General features: G+C 43.2%; 16 protein-coding genes and 3 tRNA genes. 13 read left to right on the forward strand and 6 right to left on the reverse strand.

The window, feature by feature from the left end; genetic code table 11:
- Positions 1-1,227, forward strand: a 1,227-nt coding sequence (locus HZA08_14045) for a DUF3387 domain-containing protein (GenBank protein MBI5194542.1), incomplete at its 5' end; no start/stop codon positions are given.
- 8 nt (positions 1,228-1,235) lie between these two features.
- Here HZA08_14045 and HZA08_14050 read toward each other — a convergent pair.
- Both HZA08_14050 and HZA08_14055 read right to left on the reverse strand, forming a co-directional pair.
- Positions 1,236-1,403 (reverse strand): hypothetical protein, encoded by a 168-nt coding sequence (locus tag HZA08_14050; GenBank protein MBI5194543.1) that lies wholly within the window; start codon positions 1,401-1,403, stop codon positions 1,236-1,238.
- A 137-nt stretch (positions 1,404-1,540) separates the two neighbouring features.
- Positions 1,541-3,880, reverse strand: coding sequence for a heavy metal translocating P-type ATPase (locus HZA08_14055; protein MBI5194544.1), 2,340 nt, complete (start codon positions 3,878-3,880; stop codon positions 1,541-1,543).
- 193 nt (positions 3,881-4,073) lie between these two features.
- On the opposite strand from HZA08_14055, the gene HZA08_14060 reads away from it, so the two are divergent.
- From HZA08_14060 to HZA08_14075, 4 genes are all read left to right on the forward strand, one after another.
- Positions 4,074-4,150 (forward strand) — tRNA-Pro (locus tag HZA08_14060).
- A gap of 194 nt (positions 4,151-4,344) precedes the next feature.
- A tRNA-Arg gene (locus tag HZA08_14065) sits at positions 4,345-4,418 on the forward strand.
- Positions 4,419-4,505: 87 nt separating this feature from the next.
- A tRNA-His gene (locus HZA08_14070) sits at positions 4,506-4,582 on the forward strand.
- Between the two features lie 171 nt (positions 4,583-4,753).
- Entirely contained in the window at positions 4,754-5,995 is a 1,242-nt protein-coding gene (locus HZA08_14075) for a NarK/NasA family nitrate transporter (GenBank protein MBI5194545.1), read from the forward strand.
- On the opposite strand, the gene glnD is transcribed toward HZA08_14075, so the two are convergent.
- Positions 5,992-8,667 (reverse strand): [protein-PII] uridylyltransferase, encoded by a 2,676-nt coding sequence (gene glnD / locus HZA08_14080; GenBank protein ID MBI5194546.1) that lies wholly within the window; start codon positions 8,665-8,667, stop codon positions 5,992-5,994. The genes HZA08_14075 and glnD overlap by 4 nt on opposite strands.
- A 58-nt stretch (positions 8,668-8,725) precedes the next feature.
- Between glnD and HZA08_14085 the strand changes: the two genes are divergently transcribed.
- Positions 8,726-8,863 carry a hypothetical protein gene (locus HZA08_14085; GenBank protein MBI5194547.1) on the forward strand — a complete coding sequence of 46 codons (138 nt, stop codon included), beginning with the start codon at positions 8,726-8,728 and terminating at the stop codon, positions 8,861-8,863.
- A gap of 43 nt (positions 8,864-8,906) precedes the next feature.
- On the opposite strand, the gene HZA08_14090 is transcribed toward HZA08_14085, so the two are convergent.
- The 3 genes from HZA08_14090 to HZA08_14100 all read right to left on the reverse strand — a co-directional run bounded on the left by HZA08_14090 (position 8,907) and on the right by HZA08_14100 (position 12,207).
- On the reverse strand, positions 8,907-10,073 hold the full coding sequence (locus HZA08_14090) for an aminotransferase class I/II-fold pyridoxal phosphate-dependent enzyme (GenBank protein ID MBI5194548.1): 1,167 nt from the start codon (positions 10,071-10,073) through the stop codon (positions 8,907-8,909).
- Positions 10,074-10,484: 411 nt separating this feature from the next.
- Entirely contained in the window at positions 10,485-11,141 is a 657-nt protein-coding gene (locus HZA08_14095; protein MBI5194549.1) for a response regulator transcription factor, read from the reverse strand.
- Complete coding sequence (locus tag HZA08_14100) at positions 11,110-12,207, reverse strand: response regulator (GenBank protein ID MBI5194550.1); 1,098 nt, start codon at positions 12,205-12,207, stop codon at positions 11,110-11,112. Before HZA08_14100 ends, HZA08_14095 begins: the two co-directional genes overlap by 32 nt.
- A gap of 332 nt (positions 12,208-12,539) precedes the next feature.
- Here HZA08_14100 and HZA08_14105 point away from each other — a divergent pair, with 332 nt between their 5' ends.
- From HZA08_14105 to HZA08_14135, 7 genes are all read left to right on the forward strand, one after another.
- Positions 12,540-14,690 carry an acetate--CoA ligase family protein gene (locus tag HZA08_14105; protein MBI5194551.1) on the forward strand — a complete coding sequence of 717 codons (2,151 nt, stop codon included), beginning with the start codon at positions 12,540-12,542 and terminating at the stop codon, positions 14,688-14,690.
- 65 nt (positions 14,691-14,755) lie between these two features.
- Positions 14,756-16,198, forward strand: coding sequence for a M48 family metalloprotease (locus tag HZA08_14110; protein MBI5194552.1), 1,443 nt, complete (start codon positions 14,756-14,758; stop codon positions 16,196-16,198).
- 42 nt (positions 16,199-16,240) lie between these two features.
- Positions 16,241-16,891 carry an MBL fold metallo-hydrolase gene (locus HZA08_14115; protein ID MBI5194553.1) on the forward strand — a complete coding sequence of 217 codons (651 nt, stop codon included), beginning with the start codon at positions 16,241-16,243 and terminating at the stop codon, positions 16,889-16,891.
- Positions 16,881-17,582 carry a DnaJ domain-containing protein gene (locus HZA08_14120; GenBank protein MBI5194554.1) on the forward strand — a complete coding sequence of 234 codons (702 nt, stop codon included), beginning with the start codon at positions 16,881-16,883 and terminating at the stop codon, positions 17,580-17,582. The genes HZA08_14115 and HZA08_14120 overlap by 11 nt, the downstream gene beginning before the upstream one ends.
- 134 nt (positions 17,583-17,716) lie before the next feature.
- Positions 17,717-19,546: a molecular chaperone DnaK gene (dnaK, locus tag HZA08_14125; protein ID MBI5194555.1), complete on the forward strand. Its 1,830-nt coding sequence runs from the start codon at positions 17,717-17,719 to the stop codon at positions 19,544-19,546.
- A 41-nt stretch (positions 19,547-19,587) separates the two neighbouring features.
- Positions 19,588-20,097, forward strand: a complete 510-nt coding sequence (locus HZA08_14130; GenBank protein MBI5194556.1) for a gamma carbonic anhydrase family protein — start codon at positions 19,588-19,590, stop codon at positions 20,095-20,097.
- Positions 20,098-20,251: 154 nt separating this feature from the next.
- Positions 20,252-21,463 (forward strand): class I SAM-dependent rRNA methyltransferase, encoded by a 1,212-nt coding sequence (locus tag HZA08_14135; protein ID MBI5194557.1) that lies wholly within the window; start codon positions 20,252-20,254, stop codon positions 21,461-21,463.
- Positions 21,464-21,690 lie beyond the last annotated feature (227 nt).

The following is a 21,690-nucleotide window of genomic DNA, read 5'->3' on the forward strand; positions in this document are numbered from 1 at the left end:
ACCGGTTTTGATGCGCCCTGCCTGCATACCATGTACATTGATAAACCAATGAACGGGCACAATCTGATGCAGGCCATTGCCCGTGTTAATCGTGTATTCGGTGATAAAGAAGGCGGACTTGTTGTTGATTATATTGGTATCGCCCAGGACTTGAAAAAGGCCCTGGCTATTTATACAGAAAGCAAGGGCAAGGGCAAGCCGGCATTTGATAAGGAAGAGGCTGTTGCCATGATGATAGAGCTTTACGAGATAGTGGTTGATATGTTCGCCGGTTTTGATTATCGCAAATACTTTGCCCTCGAACCCAAAGAAAAACTGAATTTCATACTTGATGCGGCAAATTACATTTCAGAATTAACAGGAGAAAAAGACGGTAATATTATCAGGAACGGTAAAGAACGCTTTAAGGAAAATGTGATTCGGCTTCAAAAGGCATTCGGGCTTTCTGTGCCTCATGCCAAGGCTTTTGAAATTCGGGATGATTTGGCATTCTTTCAGGCACTGAAAACCCGCTTCTCCAAGTTTGATGAACAGGGTAAAAAGCGCACGGATGAAGAAATAGAAACAGCTATTCGCCAGATTGTTAATGATGCAATCATTTCAAAAGAAGTCATTGATGTATTCGATGCCGCAGGAATAAGAAAGCCGGATATTTCTATTCTTTCTGATGAATTCCTTGCTGAGATTCAGGGGATGTCCCGCAAGAACCTTGCTCTGGAACTACTAAAACGGCTTCTAAACGATGAGATAAAAACCCGAAGAAAAACCAATCTTGTGCAGGGCAGGAAGTTTTCTGAATTGCTGGCTGAGGCCGTAAAACGCTATCAGAACGGCCTGATTGATTCCGCAAACATTATCGAAGAACTCATCCACCTTGCAAAGGATATACGCAAGGCTGACCAGCGTGGTGAGGAGTTAAATCTGCGGGTTGATGAACTTGCCTTTTATGATGCTCTCGCAGACAATCCAACCGCTGAAACTGTTTTGGGCGACCAAACTCTTAAATTGATTGCTCATGAACTTGTTGAAAGCGTTCGGAAAAATACAACGATTGACTGGCAATTAAAAGAAAGCGTTCAAGCCAGACTCCGGGTACTTGTGAAGCGGATACTTAGAAAATACAAATATCCGCCGGATGACCCGGCAACCGGTGAATATACTGCTTCTGTAAACAAGGTGCTGGATCAGGCAGAGTTACTAGCGGATTTTTGGACAAAAGATGAATAACAGGACAGTTAGGAGCATGTTCGGTATACACCGGGAGAACTTATGGGAGGATAATAATTTTTAAGTATCTTTTTTGAAAGAGTGGTTTTACCTGCCTGGCGTGAACCTGATATTCCAACAACAGGAAATCGCTTTAAAGAACCTTCTACCTTCTTCTGAATATATCTCTCTATCATCCTTGCATTTTAAAACAACTGCTTTCAATTTGCAAGGATGAATGCCTTTAACGCTTCTTCACGTAGTAGTATTTCCTTTAATTACAGCGATCGTGTTGAGGTAGATGCCTAATAAATTTCCGATTTCATCCCCCTAATCAAAGCCGTACCCTTTTTAATAATGCTGAGTTGGTTACAACAGACAACGAGCTGAGGGCCATTGCCGCTGCTGCAAAGATTGGGTTTAACAGGCCAAGTGCTGCTATGGGTATGCCGACAGAATTATAGAAAAATGCCCAGAAGAGGTTCTGTTTAATCTTTCTCATTGTTGCCTTTGATAGTCTTATACCTGCTACTACATCTCTGACATCGTCCCTCACAAGAATGATACCCCCAGTCTCTTTGGCTATATCGGAGCCGCTTCCAATGGCCATACCAATGTCAGCCTGGGCAAGGGCAGGTGAATCATTTATACCGTCTCCTACCATTGCAACAATATTTCCAGCCTCCTGTAACCTTTTTATTACACCTGCCTTTTCTCCGGGCAGGACGTTTGCTATTACATTTTCGATTTCTAATTGCTTTGCAATTGCCCTTGCTGTCCGTTCATTATCACCGGTGAGCATTATCACCTCTATACCTTCTTTTCTAAGTGCTTGAACAGCCTCAAGGGCATTATCTTTAATAGTGTCTGCAACAGCTATGATGCCAAGCAAAATCCCCCGATAACCGACTAACATTGCTGTCTTTCCCTGCATCTCAAGCATTGTAAGGGTTTCCTCAAAATCTGCTGTGGGAACATTATAAGACTCCATAAGTTTCCTGTTACCGAGCAGTATAGTATCTCCTTTATAACTACAAATTACACCTTGACCCGGTATAGCCTCAAAGCTATCAGGGTCAGGAATATCAAGCCCTCTCTTCTTTGCCTCCTTTAATATCGCCTCTGCAAGCGGATGTTCAGAACCTTTTTCTGCAACAGCAGCAAGCTGAAGAATTTCTTTTTCATCCGAAGAACCCATCACCCTAACCCTCTCCCCCAAGGGGAGAGGGGAGGATGAGGGGTGCACTATATCCGTTACCGATGGTTCCCCTTTAGTCAATGTCCCTGTTTTATCAAAAACTACTGTTGTTAATTTCATGGCCCTTTCAAGATATTCGCCGCCCCGTATAAGGATGCCTGCCTCAGCCCCCTTTCCTACTCCGACCATCAGTGCCGCAGGTGTGGCAATACCGAGTGAACATGGGCAGGCGATGATCAGGACTGCAATGAAGGATAAGAGTCCCTGAGGGAAATTACCCATCAACGACCAGCCTGCCAATGCAAGTATTGCCCCGCCGATTACAAACGGTACAAAATAACCGGTTGCCTTGTCTGCTATCCTCTGGATTGGTGCAGTGGATGCCTGTGCCTCTTCCACTAATTTAATAATCTGATTCAGTGTTGTTTCTGATCCGACCCTTGTTGCCTTAAATTTGAGCATACCGGTCTTGTTTATTGTTGCACCGATTACCTCATCACCTGCCTTCTTTTCTGCCGGGATGCTTTCTCCTGAAATCATTTTTTCATCTATAGCAGATGAACCTTCTGTAACAATGCCATCCGCAGGTATCTTCTCTCCGGGCCTGACTACTACAATATCATTTATCTGAACAAACTCTGCAGGAATTTCAACCTCCTCGCCATCTCGTATAACTCTGGCGGTCTGTGGTTTTAAATCCATCAGTTTCCTGACAGCAGCGGAAGATTTTTTCTTGATAATCTCTTCCATATATTTTCCAAGGAGGACAAAGGCAATAATGACTGCTGATACCTCAAAGTAGACACTCTTCTCTTCTACAGGAACCGGTAAGATAGAAGGGGCAAATATAACAACAACAGAGTAGAAGTAAGCAACAGAGGTTCCGAGGGCTATCAGGAAATCCATATTTATCATCCTGCTTTTAATCGCATGATATGCCCCATGGTAAAATCCCCACCCTCCGATAAACTGGACAGGTGTTGTAACAATCATCAGCCAGACCCCCCATGTAAACCAGGGAAGCTGTGGGATAGGCGCCCATGTAATAATGGTGGCCCCTGCGGCAAGACCGAGGAAGAAACCTGCTCGCAGAATGGCAAGTGCAATGACTCCAGCAAGGGCAATTGACACCCTCCTCTTCATAGCCTTCATCTCTTCTTCCGGTGCCGCAAATGTCCTGAGACAACTGTCACTGCAGAAGTAGTATGTCCTTCCCCCGATGGTTGTGTTCAATGATTTGTGTTTGTCTACAACCATCCCGCATATAAGGTCTTTGGCTGTATCAACAGCATCCTTTCCTGCCTCAACCATTCTATGAGAAGGCCGGGGGGAAGGTGACATGAACGAGTCCGGGTCAGCATCAAACTGTTCCTTGCACTGTTCTGCACAAAAGTATATCGTTTCACCTTTGTATATACTCTTTCCCGCTGCATCAGCAGGGTCAATATCCATTCCGCATACAGGGTCTAATGCCATATTATCTCCATTTCAGAAACTATTTAAAAGTTTATGTGAAAATTATACAATCTTGTTGATAACATAACAACTGAAAGGTAACTGTAAATGTATTAGCGTCTGATTATCAACAAGGATTTCTTATATAATTTGACTTTTAGCCGTTGAATATAGTATAAAAGCTATCTGTGTTTGATTGTAGTTTAATCGTTATCGGGGTGTAGCGCAGACTGGTAGCGCACCTGCTTTGGGAGCAGGGTGTCGGAGGTTCAAGTCCTCTCACCCCGACCATGCTAAGCAAGATTAATGCAATTAATAGCTCGATACTCGTTTGGCGAGTAAAACGATGTGCGCCTGTTGATGCTCAAAAATGCCCAGTTGCAAGGAAGGGCTGCGGATTTGAGCCGAGGCGTACTATTTTGTACGTTGAGGATCAAATCCGCTGACCTGACGCCGCAAATGGGTATTTTTCAGCATCAACAGTTGCGGCTGTAGCTCAGTTGGATAGAGCAAGTGACTTCTAATCACTAGGTCGCAGGTTCGATTCCTGCCAGCCGCATATAATAGAAACCGTAATTGGTGTCCGGTATCCGTGACCCTGAAAAAATTAACGGACACGAACAACGGTCACGTTAACCGGCTTATGGTGGGCGTAGCTCAATTGGTCAGAGCTCTGGACTGTGGCTCCAGAGGTTGGGGGTTCAAGTCCCCTCGCTCACCCCAAATTTTATCTTCATAAAACACTCTCCTGATGTTTTACTTATAATTATACATTTCATCATTTTTAAACAACCTAAGTTTTTTATACTGTTTTCCGATAGTTACAACACTAACCCTCTCTCAATTTAACAAAAATATGTTGTAGGAAGTTTAAAAATAACGGAGGATTTTACAATGGGAAATTTTAGAAATTTTTCTAAATCAGGACATCTCCCTACTCTTATTGCATCATTTCTATATTTTGATTTCTGTTTTGCTATCTGGGTATTAAATGGCGCAATGGCGCCTTTTATCAGCGAGCAGTTTCACCTGACCCCGGCCCAGAAAGGATTCATGATCTCTGTGCCGATTATGGCAGGGGCGTTTATGCGATTTCCGCTCGGTGTACTATCACAATACATAGGAAGGAAGAACGCCGCTCTTGTTGAGATGGGTATGATATTTATTGCTATGATATATGGTTATTTTGCTGTAAGCAGTTACTCAGATGTACTTGCTATGGGTGTTCTGCTCGGTATAGCAGGGGCAAGCTTTGGTGTGGCCCTATCTTTAGGTTCAGGATGGTTTCCCCCGCAGTACAAGGGACTGGCTATGGGTATTGCAGGGGCAGGGAACAGCGGAACAGTCCTTGCGGTATTATTTGCCCCGCCGCTTGCGATGAGCTATGGATGGCAGACGGTATATGGATTTGCGGCATTGACTATGTTATTACCAATATTAGTTATGATATTCCTTGCAAAAGAACCCCCTGACAGAGAGAACCACAGCATTAAAGAATTGACAAAATGCCTTGTTGAAAAAGAGGGCTGGGCATTTAATCTGATCTACATTATTACATTCGGCGGCTTTATAGGGTTATCAAATTTTCTTCCAACCTATTTTTATGACCAGTTCGGTGTAACCAAGGTTCAGGCAGGCCAGTTGACGATGCTTGCGGCTGTAATGGGCAGCGGCGTCAGGGTGTTAGGAGGTTATGTATCAGACAAGATCGGCGGTATTAATACCCTGAGCGGAGTTTTTATAATTATCATAGCAATGATGCTGTTTGGTGCAACACTTCCTTCATTAGTGACAACTACCATAATGTTTATGATATGCTTTGCAGCCCTCGGCGCAGGCAATGGTTCCCTGTTTCAATTAGTACCTCTTCGCTGGCCTAAAACCACAGCAGTTGCAGGAAGTATGATAGGGGAAGTCGGGGCACTCGGCGGGGCTATCCTGCCGAATGCAATGGGCCTTTCAAAACAATACACAGGTACATTCGCTTATGGATTTATTGTGTTTGCTGTATTAGCGGCATGTGTACTGATAATGTTAAGAATAGCCCAGCGTAGTTGGACAAAGACATGGGTAGGTAAAGGCGGCCGGGCACTGGGAGTAAAAACAGCGCCTTATCATCAAAGGGAGCTTGCTTAACCGGTATTCCAGTACTCCTCTATGGCGTTAAGCAATCTCTGCTTAACGCTTGTGAGTATATCAGGATCAGTAATCTTATTTCCCTCTGTATCTTTGACATAAAATACATCAACAATCTGGTCTACATGTGTTGCAATCTTTGATGAATAAATCGAAAGCCCCATGTCAAAAATATTCTTTGTAATAATATACAACAAACCCTGTTTATCAGCAGCAAATATATCAATGATTGTAAAATCATCAGAGGAGTTATTGTCAATCTCAACCTTTGAGGGGGCAGTAATAGGAATCATTTTTTTGGGAGGCCTCTTATTGGCGTACTTTCCAAAAAGGGATTCTACTGTAATTTCTCCTTTAAGCACTTCGCCTATATGTTTCTTAACAGTGGCCTGCCTAAGCATAGCTGAAACCCCTTCGGGGTAGGGGTCCTGTGCCTGAAAGGTATCAACAACAATACCCTTTTTTGTAGTATAAACCTGTGCACCGAGTATATTGTATCCTGCGGCAGCAAGTACGCCTGCTATCTTTGAAAAAAGGCCGGGGGTAATCTCATCATAAGTATAAACAGTAAACTCTACTATCCCCTTATCAGTTGATGAATCTGTAAGTACCGACTCGTCCCTGTCTTCAACAAGTTTATTGATCTCATGCAGATGATTCATTATCTTCTCAGGCGGTGTTACCAACAGATAGCGGGTCTCCATGTCCTTGAGCCTTTCCTCAAGCCAGCCCTGCGGAAATATAAGACATAGCTTCTCATCTATCTCTGACTTGACCTTTGAGATAATATCCTCTTCCGAATATACAGCCTTTGTCCCGGATAATTCTTCCATTGCCCTGTAATAAAGGTCAGTCAGAAGATTTTCCTTCCAACCGTTCCATGTTTCAGGGCCAACGGCATTTATATCTGCGAATGTCAGCACGAACAGCTTTCTCAGAATCTCCGGAGTAGCAACATCTCTTGAAAACAGCAGGATAACCTTGTCTTCAGACAGGTCTCTACGGAATGCAATATTAGGCATAATAAGATGATTCTTAACAAGAAAAATCAGGAGCACTGTATCCTCGATGTTATAGCCCAATTGTCCGGCAACCCTTTCTGCAATCCGTGCCCCGACTACAGAATGGTCTTCCCCGCTCCCCTTTCCTGCATCATGAAGCAGGAGTGCCAGGTGAAGCAGGTCTTTGCGCTTAATCTCCCTGTATACCTTAGGCATATATCCATGTGCATATTTAAGGTCCTCAGCTATCTGTATAGCGATAAAGCTATGCTCATCCACTGTATACTTATGATAATAATCATAAGATGAATAACAGGATATCCTCTCAAATTCCGGGATTATTTTTTGAAGGACCTTTACCTTATGCATATTTCTGAGGGTATCGGCAATGCTGTGCGGCCATGAGATAATCTGCCGGAATACCTTATTAACATCAGGTAAGGAATGCAGGTTAAGTGACACCCTGTCTGAATTACGGTAAAGCATGCTCATAGTATAGGTAGATATATTGAGTCCATTTATAAGGGCGAGGTAAAACAGATAGACTACATTCTTCATGTCGTTGAAAAACGCATCCTGATACCTCTCAGGTATGTGGATAGTGTCCTTAGTCAGTACAAAGCAGGGCTTCACAAATCTTGATGTAATAAGTTCCACACCTGCCTTCCAAACAGGCTTTGGAAGGGCCTTTTCTATTGCCCTTGTGGAAATATCATGTATGTGAGAGGCATGCATGTAATAATCCCTCATAAATGCCTCAACACCAAGGCGGTGAGGTGCATCTGTGTAACCTAAGAACTTAGACATCCGCAACTGGTCTTCTACTGTCAGGACATCAGCGGCCTTTCCTGCATGAAAGTGGAGTTCATTCCTGATCTTTAATAAAAAGTCCTGTGCATCTACAAGTTCGTTATATCCCCTCTTTGAGACGTACCCCTTTTTATGGAAATCGGCAAGGGAATAAATCCTGTATTTGGCTATAACTACCCACTTCAGGCTGTGAATATCCCTGAGGCCTCCCTTACCCTCTTTTACGTTCGGTTCAACAAGATATATCGAAGAACCATACAGTTTGTATCTCTCCCGTATATTGGCAAGGCGGTCTTCTATGTAGGACTTAACATCCCTGCCGACCACCTTGTTTGAAAAGGTGGTCTGGAATTCATTGTAAAGCGGTTCACTCCCTGTGATAAGCCTTGCCTCAAGTAGTGCAGTCCTGACTGTAAAATCTGCACTGCCGACCTTTAAACAATCATCCAATGTCCTGATGCTGTGCCCTATATTATATTTCAAGTCCCACAGCAGATAGAGTACAGCCATTGAGACAGTTTCCACTGCCTCTCTTGCATCACTTTTGTAGAGAAACATGATGTCTATGTCTGAGAAGGGGTTCAACTCACCCCTCCCATAACCGCCTACAGCAACCACAGCGCATTTCTCAGAAACAGGACTGCTATGAGAAGACTCGTATTTTTTCAGTTCGTATTGGTAAATCTCTGTAATGATCTTATCCGTGAGGCTTGAAATTCGGGTAACAATATAGAGGCCGGATGCACCATTCCGATGAAGGTCTCGAATCTCATGGCCTTTTTTTGATATGTATTCTTTTAATGCGGATACTACAACTGTCCTGTCAGACGATGATGAAAGGATTTCAGTAATTGATGTCATAATAGACTACCTGTTAAACTCTGTAGTATTCTTCAGACCATGAAAATCAGTTTTTCCTTTGATATATATACTGTCTTCACCCGAAAATCCTCTCCGGCGGGGTAAGAAAACCCCGCCTATCCATATCTACGAGGATAGGCGGGACATTCTTGTCCCGCTGATTTTCATGCCCCTTTGTGAGACCCCCGTCTCATGACCGATTCATCTGTGTACTCTGTGGCTAGTCGCCTTTTTCAGGTTTAAATATATAGTTTCAGGGTTTCCAGACGATTAATCGCTTCATCTAACTCAGCATCTTCCTTTGCAAAACAAAATCTAACAAACTGCGAACTGCCGGGTTTATGAAAGAATGCCTCATCCGGGACACTTGCCACCCCGGTCTTTTCAAGGATAAACATGGCCTTGTCCTTACTTGTACGGCCGGGGAGATGTGAGACATCTGCAAGGACATAATATGCACCCTGAGGTATTGATGGTTTTAGACCAGCCTTAGAAAGGGCAGTACAAATATTATCGCGTTTTTTGGAAAATAAATCGCATAGTCCTTTATAGTAATCAGGTTTTAAATCAAGAATCCCCTTTGCAACACCCATCTGCAGAGGGGCAGGCGCACATACATAAATTAAGTCATTGAGATAACCGATCATCTGCGCCCATTTTGCATGACTGACTGTATATCCGATACGCCATCCTGTTATACTGAACGTCTTTGAATAGCCTGAAATAGTTATCGTGCGTTCAGCCATTCCCGGTAAAGACGCAGGACTGATATGCTCATTCCCATCATATAAAAAATATTCATATATCTCATCTGTAAATACGAACAGATCATGCCGGTTTGCAAACTCAGCTACCCATTCCAGTTCAGCGCGATTGAACACCTTGCCGGATGGATTTGCAGGTGTATTAATCATTATCCCCCTTGTATGCGGGGTAATTACCCTTTCGAGGTCTTCAGGAGAGAACGTCCAGCCGGGTGCTGTTAAACCAACATAAGTTGGAACAGCCTCCACAGATAAAAGCGTGTTAATATGATAGCCATAGTACGGTTCAAACAAAATTACTTCATCACCGGGATTTAGCAGGGCTAAACACGCACAATAAAATGCCCCTGTTGACCCGGCACTTACAATAATCTCGGAATCAGGATCTGCACTGATTCCATTATAATCCTTCATCTTCTTTGCAATCGCATCTCTTAACTCTTTTATACCATCGTAACGTGTATAGCTGTTTATCCCCGCATCAATAGCCTCTTTTGCACCTATGCCGACAGGAAGAGGCAGTTCTGTGTCACATACACCCTGTGCCAGATTAATACCACCCACCCGTTCACACTCTATAGACATTGACCGTATCTCTGCCTGAACTATTCTTTCTGCCTTATTGCTTATCTGAAGTGCCATCGTTGTTTTGTCCTTTCACGCGAAAATAACCCCATCCCCACCCTACCCCTCCCCTTGAAGGGGAGGGAATAAACTTAGCACCCTCTCCCTCAGGGAGAGGGTGCGGGTGAGGGTGGGGTTTTCATTGCCATTTGTGAACCCACGGTTCATCCGAAAATAACCCCCCTCGCCCCCCTTTAACTACAAGGGGGGGATTTCTGGTTGTCATATCTCCCCCTTTATTTAAAGGGGGATTAAGGGGGTTAATTTTCATTCCCCTTTGTGCCCCGGAGGGGCATGACAGTTCATCCGAAAATAACCATAGCTCACCCTCCCCCTAACCCCCTCCCGTCAAGGGAGGGGGAATAAACTTTTCTTTTCTAAAGGGGGAGCGTCTTATTTCTTACTTCTACCTTCAGCCTTCCCACCTTATTACCTCTGAATAAGCCCATGTACAAGTGCAAATTTAATAATCTCACTCAGGCTGTGGAGTTTTAGTTTTTTCATGATATTTTTTCTGTGGGTCTCCACAGTATTTACACTGATACATGCATGCCTTGATATTTCAATGTTTGTCATCCCATTTGCAAGCAGCCTGAGCATCTCTTTCTCACGGGCACTGAGGATGTCATAATACATCGTATCTGAAGATACAGTAACAGGAGTATCAGGCTGAGATAGAAAAAAAGTCTGTCCGGAGTATACCTTTCTTATGGCATCAATCAACTCTTTGTCGGCAGATTTCTTCAACACATACCCTGAAACCCCAATATTCTTGCCCTCTCTCTGCAGAAACAGGTCTTCATGCATCGTAAGAAGTATTATGCCTGTCAAAGGAAGCATCTGTTTAATCTTTTGAGACGCCTCTATTCCATTACAATTAGGCATTGAGATGTCCATAAGTATTATGTCAGGGGAAAGTGCACCTGCTATCTCTAAAGCATTATCACCATCATAAGCTTCACCGACTATCGTGAAATCCTTCTCTGACTCCAGTATGCGTCTCAAACCCTGCCTGAAAAGTGCATGGTCATCCACTAATAGTATCCTGATATTGTTAGTTATGCTGTTTGAAACTGACTGATTCATAAGGCACCTCAACTTTAATCATGGTCTTTTGCCCTGGTGTAGATTCTATTATTAACTTACCGCCTAATATGGCGGCTCTTTCTTTCATCCCTATCAAACCAAGTCCAAGCATGTCTTCTTCATGCGGCCTGTCAAAACCCTTTCCATTGTCTTCTATTGAGAAGTACATCAAACCTTCAGCAGGTATCAGGCTGACATCCACCTTTGTAGCACAGGAGTGTTTTGCCGCATTTGTAAGTGACTCCTGGGCTATCCTGTATAGATGTATATCATGCTGAGGGTCCTTGAGGGAAAATTCTTCCGGCAGGACTAACTTTACCTGAATCCCTGTCTTTTTTGAAAAGGTCTCAACATACAGTCTCAGTGCCTTTGAAAATCCTACTTCAGATACATACGAAGGGCTTAGATTTTTTGTAATCCTTGATATCTCCTTCATTGTTTCTTCTACATGGGAAGACAAACCGTCAATGTCGGACAATATCTCCTCTTCTGATTCCGCAACCTTTCGGCGAATAACCTTTAATGTAAGTTTTATAACCGCAAGAGACTGCCCCAGCACATCGTGTACATCACGAGATATGCGGCGTCTCTCCTCTTCTGTTGCATAGACAATCCTTGATGAGATATCCCTTCTGATTTCAGTTATATGTATTTTCTCAAATGCCCTCGCTACCCGATGGAGCAAAATCTGTGCACTGAATGGTTTGGTAAGGTAATCATACGCACCCTGGCGAAGCGCTTCAATTACAGAATCCATAGATGCATATCCAGTAATAATCAATACTGCGGTATTTATATCCTTCCTCTGTATATAGCTTAATATTTCCATACCAGGCAAATCCGGCAGTCTTAGGTCAGTAATAATTAATGGGAAATATTCATTATTCAGGATAAACAATGCCTCTTTGCCGGTTGATGCGGTACTGACCGAATAACCGTTGGAAGAAAAGAGTTCCTCTAAATATTCCCTGACCGTCGGGTCATCCTCAACGACAAGGATATTCTCTTTGATTTGATTTGTTTCCGCTGACCTTATATTTTTCAGGCTATCAGGTATTTCAGACATGATTATTTAAAACATATTTTATTTAAGCAATTGCCTCATAATATTACATTTGAAGTTAGTTGTAAATAATCCAATCTTAATCCAATCCTAAAAGACAAAATTACCAATTTCCCGGTATTTATAGATTTTATATAACTCCGAAAAGGTTTCCTGTAACCTTTCAACAAGCCAACCCCCAACTCTCCCCCTGAAAGGGGGGAGGGCCTTCTCTGCAAACCGTGTTAGTTATGGTTCTACAAGCTCACCATGACACCAGCGTGTCACCCTGAGCCTGTAGAAGGGTTCATCTGAAAATTTTGCAATTTTTATTTTAAGAGTGTATTCTAACCGATATGGCTGGCCCAAATGATCTCAAACCGTTTTTTTATCCTGCGTCTGTTGCTGTAATCGGGGCTTCTCAGGATGAGATAAAGCCATCCGGGATTGTCCTGAAGAATTTGCTGAATAGCTTCAGTGGAAGGATATATCCGGTAAATCCACACTACTCGTCATTGCATGGAATCAAATGTTTCCCTTCCATCAAATCAGTCCCTGATAGTGTTGACCTGTCTGTTCTTATAACACCTCCTGATGCAGTACCGGCGCTATTGAGAGAACATGCGGAAAAAGGGGTTCGGCATATTATTATCGCAACCTCCGGTTTTGGAGAAACAGTGGGCGGGGAAGGATTAGAGCAAGAAATCAGAGAGATAGCAGCCTCTTCAGGTATTCGTATAATAGGGCCTAATTGTCTCGGTGTTTTTCATCCATCTTCAGGACTTGATACCTTCTTCCTACCGGTAGACCGCGTTCCACGGCCTTCTGCCGGAAATATCTCAGTTATATCACAAAGTGGTTCTGTGCTTGGGACAACAATGATCCTGCTTGAACAGGAAGGGATTGGCATCGCCAAAGCAGTCAGCTATGGAAACAGGGTGGATGTCAGCGAGACAGACCTGCTCGAATATCTTAGTACCGATGAAGAAACCGCTGTTATTGGATTGTGTATTGAATCCATTGAAGATGGCAGAAGGTTTATCAGTACAGCCCAAAGATGTAATAAGCCTGTAGTCGCATTTAAACTTGGACAGGAGCCTGCAGGTAGATTGGCATCCCGATCCCACACAGGTTCAATGTCCGGTAAATATGAGATATTTCAGGCTGCATTCAGGAGGAGCGGGATATTCGAGACAACTACAATCGAAGAATTCCTTGACCTGCTGAAGGCACTGTCAATTCAAAGAAGAGGGCATAGGGATCTGGGAAGAAGCCGGCAAAAGCGGCAAAAACAGAAAGAGAGGAAGAAAATACTTATACTGACTAATGCCGGAGGCATAGGTGTTATGACAGCAGACTTATGTAGTAAGGCAGGACTGGCTGTGCCGGAGATACCATCCGAACCATTAAAGAAACTCAAGGCGGCCCTTCCGTCATACTATTCCCTCAGCAACCCCATAGACCTGACCGGAAATTCTAAAGATGCTGAATTCGGGCTGGTACTCAAAACCTGCCTTGATTATTTTGATGCCGCAATACTGATCCCATTTATGACCGTACCTGGAATGACTCCACAGTTAGGTGACGTAATAATTAGTTCAATCGGCAAGTTAAATAAACTGCGAATACCTATTGTCTCTTTATGTCCTTTTTCAAAAGACGGTAAAATGCTTGAAGATACCTTTGGTAAATGCTGTATCCCCCTGTTTCCGACACCATCAAGATTAGTGAAAACGCTTGCACATTTGCTGAGGACAACGGATGTTGAACCAATTACTGAAAAGTTGAGAGGTTTTCCCGGTGTTTCAAGCCTGATAAGAGATCGGGACACAGAAGATACAAACATGTTTTCATTAGAAGATAAGAAAAGACTGCTTGATGCTATGAACCTGAGTTACCCGGAATCAGTGAGGTGTAAGACCATAACTGAGGCTGTATCAGCGGCCAGAAGAATAGGCTTCCCCGTAGCCATGAAGATTGTATCACCGGATATTATTCATAAAACAAACGTAGGAGGGGTAAGGCTTGGCGTAAGGAGTTTTAAGGAGATACAACAAATATTTAGGAAGCTTATCAATACTACTACGTATGAGTATGACGAAAAAGCCCGCATTCTTGGTGTTGACATTGAGAAAATGGTACAACCAGGAGTAGAGCTAATTATCGGCGGCAAAAGGGACCCACGGTTTGGACCGCTGATATTGTTCGGCCTCGGTGGGATATTTACAGAGGTTATAAGGGATACTGCCATTGAGATAGCACCTGTCACACATTCTGTTGCCCGGCGGATGATGGAATCAATCAAGGGTTATCAAATTCTAAATGGCATAAGAAATATGGCTGGAGTTGATTTAGATGCAATAGAAGAGGCAATTGTCACAGTCTCAGAATTCATCTCCGCATTTCCTGAGATAGAAGAAATGGAATTCAATCCGGTCATAGCCTATCCAAAAGGAATAATTGTTGTGGACGTGAGGATATTGTATGTAGTAAACAGTGAGCAGTAAGCAGTGAAGGAAGGTTTTATCTGCTAACTGCTAACCGCTTACTGGTTACTTGAGGGTATTTTCGGGTGAAGTTCATATCACTGATGCTGGTTATAGTCCTTCTCGCAGGATGTGCTGCCAAACCTGCTGTTAAAAAAGTAGAGAATAAAAATCCTGCAAAAGAACTTGGGAAGGAATTTGTTGCAGAGGCCCTTCAGCATTATCAATTTATAAAAGACCCTGATGTAACAGGAGTGGTAAACAGGGTGGGTCAGCAAATTATCAAAGGGATAGGTTCAAATCCTTCAACCTATCATTTTCTGGTTGTACATGAAGACCAGCCGAATGCCTTTGCCATCCCGGGAGGATATATATTTGTATTCGATAGTCTCCTCCTCCAGTTGAAGGATGAGAATGAGCTTGCCGGGGTCCTTGCCCACGAGATCGCACATGTGGAACGGAATCATTTTTTTAAAGATTCTAATAAGACCACAGCTCTTGATATAGCTACTATTGCAGCAATCCTGCTCGGAGGCGGGAACATTGCTGCGGCTACAATTGCTGGCGCCGCAAATATTGATATTCGTCTGCAATTCAGCCGTGAGAACGAGGCAGAGGCAGATACGTATGCACTAAGATACTTAAAACAGGGAAACTATCCCCCAAAATCACTTCTGAATTTTTTCGACAGCCTGCTTCGTTATGAACGTTTCAACCCTCAGTTGGTCCCGGCATATTTGTCTACTCATCCTGACCTTGACAGCAGGCGGGATACGGTTGCTAATTTTGTTATGAGAGAACGGTATCAAAATAATGAACCCAATCCCCCCATCCCCCCTTTAGAAAAGGGGGGTAATGGGGGATTTGAATTAAAACAAAAAAGCATGGATTGGAGGAGGGTTGTCACAGCTTTAGATTCTATCAACAAGAGATGGAAAGAAGAAACCTTACTGCTTCAGGCTTTAAGGATAGAGGAGGTACCGGAAGCAAAGAGGGAAGAAACAAAAGACTACCTGCTCGGCCTTGCTTATATGAAGGAAGGACGCTTTAGTGAAGCGATTTTAAAATATCTCTCTGCCATCGAAAAGAACAAAGACAATCCTAATTATTGGGGCGACCTTGCATATTGTTATCTGAAACAGCAGGACTATACTCATGCAAGAGAAGCCGCAGTCAAGAGTCTTGTTTTAAAACCTGACTACCCACAGGGTCATGTTATCCTCGGAACAATTGAAATAGAAGCAGGAAATGATTCAGGAGATGCGGTGAAGGCTATTGCACATCTTGAACGTGCACTGAACCTGAATCAGGAAGACCCGACAGCAAATTTAAATATTTCAAAGGCATACAATAAAACCGGAGACAAAGCAAGAGAGACATTCTATTCTGCCCGCTATTTCAGAAATACAATGAACCCTGAAATGGCCCTGAGCAAACTCAACATAGCATTGGGTCTTACCCAGGAAAACAGCCCGCTTTTCTTCAAAATATCTGCTGAGATTGAGGAGATTAAACGGGAGGGGCTATAAACCCCTTTACTTCATTAATTGTGATACCTTATAATGTTCCAAATGGGATTAGAACTCATAGAGACTATGTCAGTAGGTTTTTTTCAAACTAATGTCTATATACTTGGAGATAAGATTACAAAGGATGCTGTAATAATAGACCCCGGTGATGATGCAGGGCGTATCCTCGGGTTATTAAAAAAACACGGCATTAATCTTAAATATATATTGCTTACGCATGGGCATATTGACCATGTCGGGGCTGTGAAAGAATTAAAAGATAGTACCGGTGCAAATGTTGTTATGCACAAGGAAGATAGGTTTCTTTATGAGAATTTGCAGAGGCAGGCATCATTATTCTGCATGGACTCTCCCCAGATTACTGACATAGATACAGTGCTTGATGAGGGTGAAGATGAGATAATGCTCGGCAACATTAAATGCATAGTTATACATACACCGGGGCACTCTCCGGGGAGTGTGTGCTACTATATCCCTGATATGCTGTTCACCGGCGATACACTTTTCAGAGATGGTGTCGGTCGGACTGACCTGTGGGGCGGTTCGTATGACGCATTGGGTGATTCAATCAGAGGCATTCTCTTAAATCTTGATGATGCAATAAAGGTATATCCCGGACACGGGCCTGAGACAACTATCGGGAGAGAAAAGAGGGAAAATCCATTTATTAAGGAGATATGGTATGGAGCATGAACATGAACACCTGCACTGTGATAACATGGGACAAAAGGTAAAGTGTCTCTCTTGCGGCAGTCCAAATGAGGGCTTCTTTTGCAGGGATTGCCACACATTGCTTCCAATGGGGAAAGAGGTAGACTTTTTTACACTGCTGGAGGTTGAGAGAAGGCCTTCACTCAGTCTTGATAAGCTGAAGGATGTCTTTCTAAAACTAAGCGAACTGGTACATCCTGATAAATACTATAGCGCTTCTCCTGAGGCTAAGGAGATTGCAATGCAGTATTCGTCTCTGCTTAACAAGGCATACTATACGCTTAGAGACCCCAAAGAACGAATTAAGTATCTTATAAGTCTTGAGACTGACAAGGAGACACCTGTATCCGGCAAGGCATCAGCAGATACAATGGAGTTTTTTATTGAGGCCAGTGATGTATGTAATGAGGCGGATGCCTTTATTAAGAAAGGCGGCAAGGGAGAGACTAAAAAAAGTGACCTGTATCAAAACTTACTTGATGTAAAAAAAGAAGCTCAAAATAAATGGGGGCGTGTACTTAAATCAATTGATACAATTGACACTGAGTGGTTAAACTCAGCTTCTGATGAGAGAAAACCTCTTGTCAGAAGATTGATAATCCTATCACATGAATTATCTTATCTCTCGAAGTTACAGTCTTTGGTGGATGAGATGATCATGGGGCTGAGTTAGGAGCAAAAGTTAGAGACAAGAAGGCAGAAGCAAGAGGTTAGAAGTAAGAAGTAAGAAATTTATATTCCCTCCCCTACAAGGGGAGGGTTAGGGTGGGGATGGGGTTGATTTTCGGATGAAGGGAGTAACGTTTAGTGGGTAAAATAATCGGCATTGATCTTGGAACTACAAATTCTGTAGTTTCAGTTATAGAAGGCGGCAAGCCTATTGTTATTGCGGATGGTGATGGTCAGAGGCTTACTCCGTCAGTTGTTGCATTTACAGAGGGTAATGAGGCACCAATCATAGGCCATACGGCAAACCGGCAGCGCGCAATCAATCCAAAAAAGACAATCTACTCTGTAAAAAGGTTCATGGGCAGGCGCGGTAATGAGATTAAAGATGAAGATATGTTTGTCTCTTATCCCTTAATTGGAAAGGGTGAAGAGACACTCAGGATTGGGGTTGATAACAGGACATATCTTCCTGAGGAAATATCAGCCTTTGTCTTAAAAAAGATAAAGGCTGATGCTGAACGTTATCTTGGTGATACAGTTGACCGTGCCGTTATAACTGTACCTGCTTACTTTAATGATGCCCAGCGTAATGCAACCAAGAGGGCAGGTGAAATTGCCGGCATGAAGGTTGAGCGAATAATAAACGAACCCACAGCAGCGAGCCTTGCTTATGGCCTTGATAAAAGGTTGAATGCAAAGATAGGTGTTTATGACTTCGGCGGGGGGACATTTGATATATCAATACTTGATATAAAGAACGGAATATTTCAGGTTCTATCTACCTGTGGAAATACACGTCTTGGCGGTGATGACATTGACCGAAGGCTTATAGACCTTTTACTTAAAGTAATCGAAGATTCCGGCGGCGGGGATCTGTCTAAAAATCTGTTTGCCCTCAGCCGTATCAGGGAAGAGGCTGAAAAGGGAAAATGCTTATTGTCATTTCAGGATGAAGTGGAAATATCCATACCTTTCCTTACGCCATCATTCAGTCTCAGATATAAACTGACCAGGAAGGATTTTGAAGAGCTTGCAAGGGACATAGTTGACCGTACACGAAAGCCCTGCCTCCAAGCGCTGATGGACGCAAAGCTTACGCCGTCTGATGTGGATGAGGTTATTCTTGTCGGCGGTTCAACACGTATCCCTATGGTAAGACAGCTAGTTGAAGGTATATTTGGAAGGACACCCGATACCTCAATTAATCCTGATGAGGCTGTAGGTATCGGCGCTGCAATACAGGCAAATGTACTTACCGGGGGCATATCAAATCTTCTGCTGCTTGATGTTACACCGTTATCACTCGGCATAGAGACTTATGGCGGATTTATGAATGTCATTATTCCGAGGAATACTACGGTACCCACAAAGGCGGGTGAGCTTTTTACCACTGCAATAGATAATCAACAGGCAGTAACAATACACGTACTTCAGGGTGAGCGTCAGATGGCAGCCGATAACTGGTCACTGGGGACATTTGTTCTGGAACAGATAGATCCGGCCCCCGCAGGTGTACCAAGGATCGGTGTACAGTTTACAATAGATGCGGATGGCATACTTCACGTTCTTGCAAGGGATGTAAAGACAGGTAAGGAAAAACAGGTACAGATGAAGTCTACCCTCGATGTATCAAAAGATGCCATAGAAAAAATGATGCAGGAGTCAATGGAACATGCGGCAGAAGATGCTGTAAAAAAGGAATTCTTTGATGTGAAGTTAGAGGCAGAGAAGGTGCTTTCGTCTACGAAAAAGGGGCTTGAGAAGTGCGTAAATCTGCTGAATGAAGCAGAAATTGACATCATTCACGCGGCTATAAATGATGTAGAAAATGCCATAAATAAACAGGATACAAAGGGGCTTAAGACAGCTACAACAACCTTGAATAATGCTACTGAAAGACTTGCATCGTTGTTGCTGGAAGGAACGGTCAAGGAAATAATAGATATAGATAAGAGAAAATTAAAATAATTCCCTCTCCCCAAGCGGGAGAGGGTGAGGGAGAGCATAGCATGATCATCAAACCATACAAAGGTATCCATCCAAAGATTCATCCCACAGTATTTATTGTGGAGTCAGCAGTTATTATTGGAAACGTTGAGATAGGGGAATATTCGAGCGTCTGGTTTAATGCGGTTGTCCGAGGGGATGTTAACTATATCAGGATCGGAGATCGTACTAATATCCAGGATATCTGTATGCTCCACGTAACAAAAAATACCCACCCCCTGATACTTGGTAGTGATATTACCGTGGGACATTCGGTTACCCTGCATGGATGCACTATAAAAGACAGATGTCTTATTGGAATGGGTGCGACCATACTGGATGGCGCTGTCATAGGAGAGGACTGCATAATCGGGGCTGGAGCACTTGTTACAGAAGGTGCCGTTATTCCTCCGGGAACACTTGCTATTGGAATGCCCGCCAAACCCAAACGAGACCTCACGGATGCAGAAAAGGCGAGGATAAGGCAGTCCGCACAGAACTATATAGATTACTCAAAGACGTATGGGGGTTAGATAGGTCAGATGGTTTGCAAAAATATTCTGTACATCCAATCATTATCTCTTACACTTTGTTAAAATCTTCAAAGGTGAATGACAATAAGGCCCCCTTACCCGGAGCCCCCCTCCTGCCTCCCCCCTCCCTTGACGGGAGGGGGTTAGGGGGAGGGTGAGCTATGGAGATTCTCGGTTGAAAATTCCAGAAATAAAAATAGAAAAAAAATGTGCCAAAAGAGTCCTATCCGGCCACCTGTGGATATTTGACAATGAGATAACGTCTATTGATGGTAATTATACCAATGGCGACGTGGTAAAGGTTTTTACTCAACAGGGAAGATTTGTTGGAAAGGGGTATATAAATGCCCATTCAAAGATAGCCGTAAGGATATTGAGTTTTCAGGATGCAGAGATTAACAGGGAATTTATTTACCGCAGGATTGAAGATGCACTGAAGTATCGCCTTTCTCTTGGGTATAACATAAATGGTTCTTTTAGAGTCGTCTTCAGTGAAGGAGACCTGCTTCCGGGTTTAATTGTTGATAAGTACGAAGACAAGTTGAGCTTACAGATACTCACGCTTGGGATGGATATGTGGAGAGGAGAGATTGTAAAGATACTGACAGAGTTATTTAATCCTATGACGATTATTGAGAGGAGTGAAGTTGAGGTAAGAAAAAAAGAAGGGCTTGAGCCTGTTAAGGGTATCTTATATGGAAAGGATGAGGTCAAAACAGTTGTTTCTATGGATGGGATGAGCTTTGAGATAGACCTTATGGAAGGCCACAAGACAGGCTTTTATCTGGACCAGCAGGAAAACAGACATTCTATTGAACCATACATAAAAGGTGGAAGAGTTTTAGACTGCTTTGCATACACAGGAGCCTTTGCCCTTTATGCGGTTAAATACGGGGCAAAAGAGGTGCTGGCGCTGGAGGATTCAGGTAAGGTTATGGAGATGCTTAAAAGAAATATTCTGCTTAATAATTTTGATAATATTATTAAGGCTGAAAAGGGTGATGCCTTCCAATGGCTCAGGGATAGATATAAAGCAGGCGAACGATTTGACTGCATTATGCTTGACCCTCCGTCTTTCGTAAAGGACAAAGGTGCAAGAGGAGGAGCAGCGAGGGGTTATAAAGATATTAACCTCACAGCCTTAAAATTACTTAATGATGGCGGATTCCTTATCACATCGTCCTGTTCACAAAACGTATCACCGGACCATTTTCTTGATATTATACATGATGCTGCAGTTGATGCCGGATGTCTCCTTCAGCTCATGGAAAACCGCCCGCAATCCAAAGACCATCCAATCCTGTTATCCATGCCGCAGACTCATTATCTGAAGTTCGTTGTGGTAAGGAAGGTGGACAGGCGATGAAAATCAGCGGGGTAAGAAAACCCCGCCTATCCTCATAGACATGGATAGGCGGGGTTTTCTTACCCCGCCGGAAGGATTTTCGGAACTTATGAGGCTCTTGCAAAAGTCTCCGTGACATCTGGTAAAACCGGCACAAAATTGGATTTTGCAATTTAAAAATCACCTATCGTACAAATTAGATCGTTAAATTACACTTTTTAAGCAATCCAAGCATTTTCAGGGCGTAC

This window comes from Nitrospirota bacterium, assembly GCA_016212215.1.
Taxonomy (GTDB): Bacteria; Nitrospirota; 9FT-COMBO-42-15; order HDB-SIOI813; family HDB-SIOI813; genus JACRGV01.

Excerpts from the sequence above, each read along its gene's own strand:
- HZA08_14055 (MBI5194544.1), bottom strand. The coding sequence starts at position 3,880 with ATGGCATTAGACCCTGTATGCGGAATGGATATTGACCCTGCTGATGCA.
- glnD (MBI5194546.1), bottom strand. The coding sequence starts at position 8,667 with ATGACATCAATTACTGAAATCCTTTCATCATCGTCTGACAGGACAGTT.
- HZA08_14075 (MBI5194545.1), top strand. The coding sequence starts at position 4,754 with ATGGGAAATTTTAGAAATTTTTCTAAATCAGGACATCTCCCTACTCTT.
- HZA08_14095 (MBI5194549.1), bottom strand. The coding sequence starts at position 11,141 with ATGAATCAGTCAGTTTCAAACAGCATAACTAACAATATCAGGATACTA.
- HZA08_14090 (MBI5194548.1), bottom strand. The coding sequence starts at position 10,073 with ATGGCACTTCAGATAAGCAATAAGGCAGAAAGAATAGTTCAGGCAGAG.
- HZA08_14120 (MBI5194554.1), top strand. The coding sequence starts at position 16,881 with ATGGAGCATGAACATGAACACCTGCACTGTGATAACATGGGACAAAAG.
- HZA08_14050 (MBI5194543.1), bottom strand. The coding sequence starts at position 1,403 with ATGATAGAGAGATATATTCAGAAGAAGGTAGAAGGTTCTTTAAAGCGA.
- HZA08_14115 (MBI5194553.1), top strand. The coding sequence starts at position 16,241 with ATGGGATTAGAACTCATAGAGACTATGTCAGTAGGTTTTTTTCAAACT.
- HZA08_14100 (MBI5194550.1), bottom strand. The coding sequence starts at position 12,207 with ATGTCTGAAATACCTGATAGCCTGAAAAATATAAGGTCAGCGGAAACA.
- HZA08_14105 (MBI5194551.1), top strand. The coding sequence starts at position 12,540 with ATGGCTGGCCCAAATGATCTCAAACCGTTTTTTTATCCTGCGTCTGTT.
- HZA08_14130 (MBI5194556.1), top strand. The coding sequence starts at position 19,588 with ATGATCATCAAACCATACAAAGGTATCCATCCAAAGATTCATCCCACA.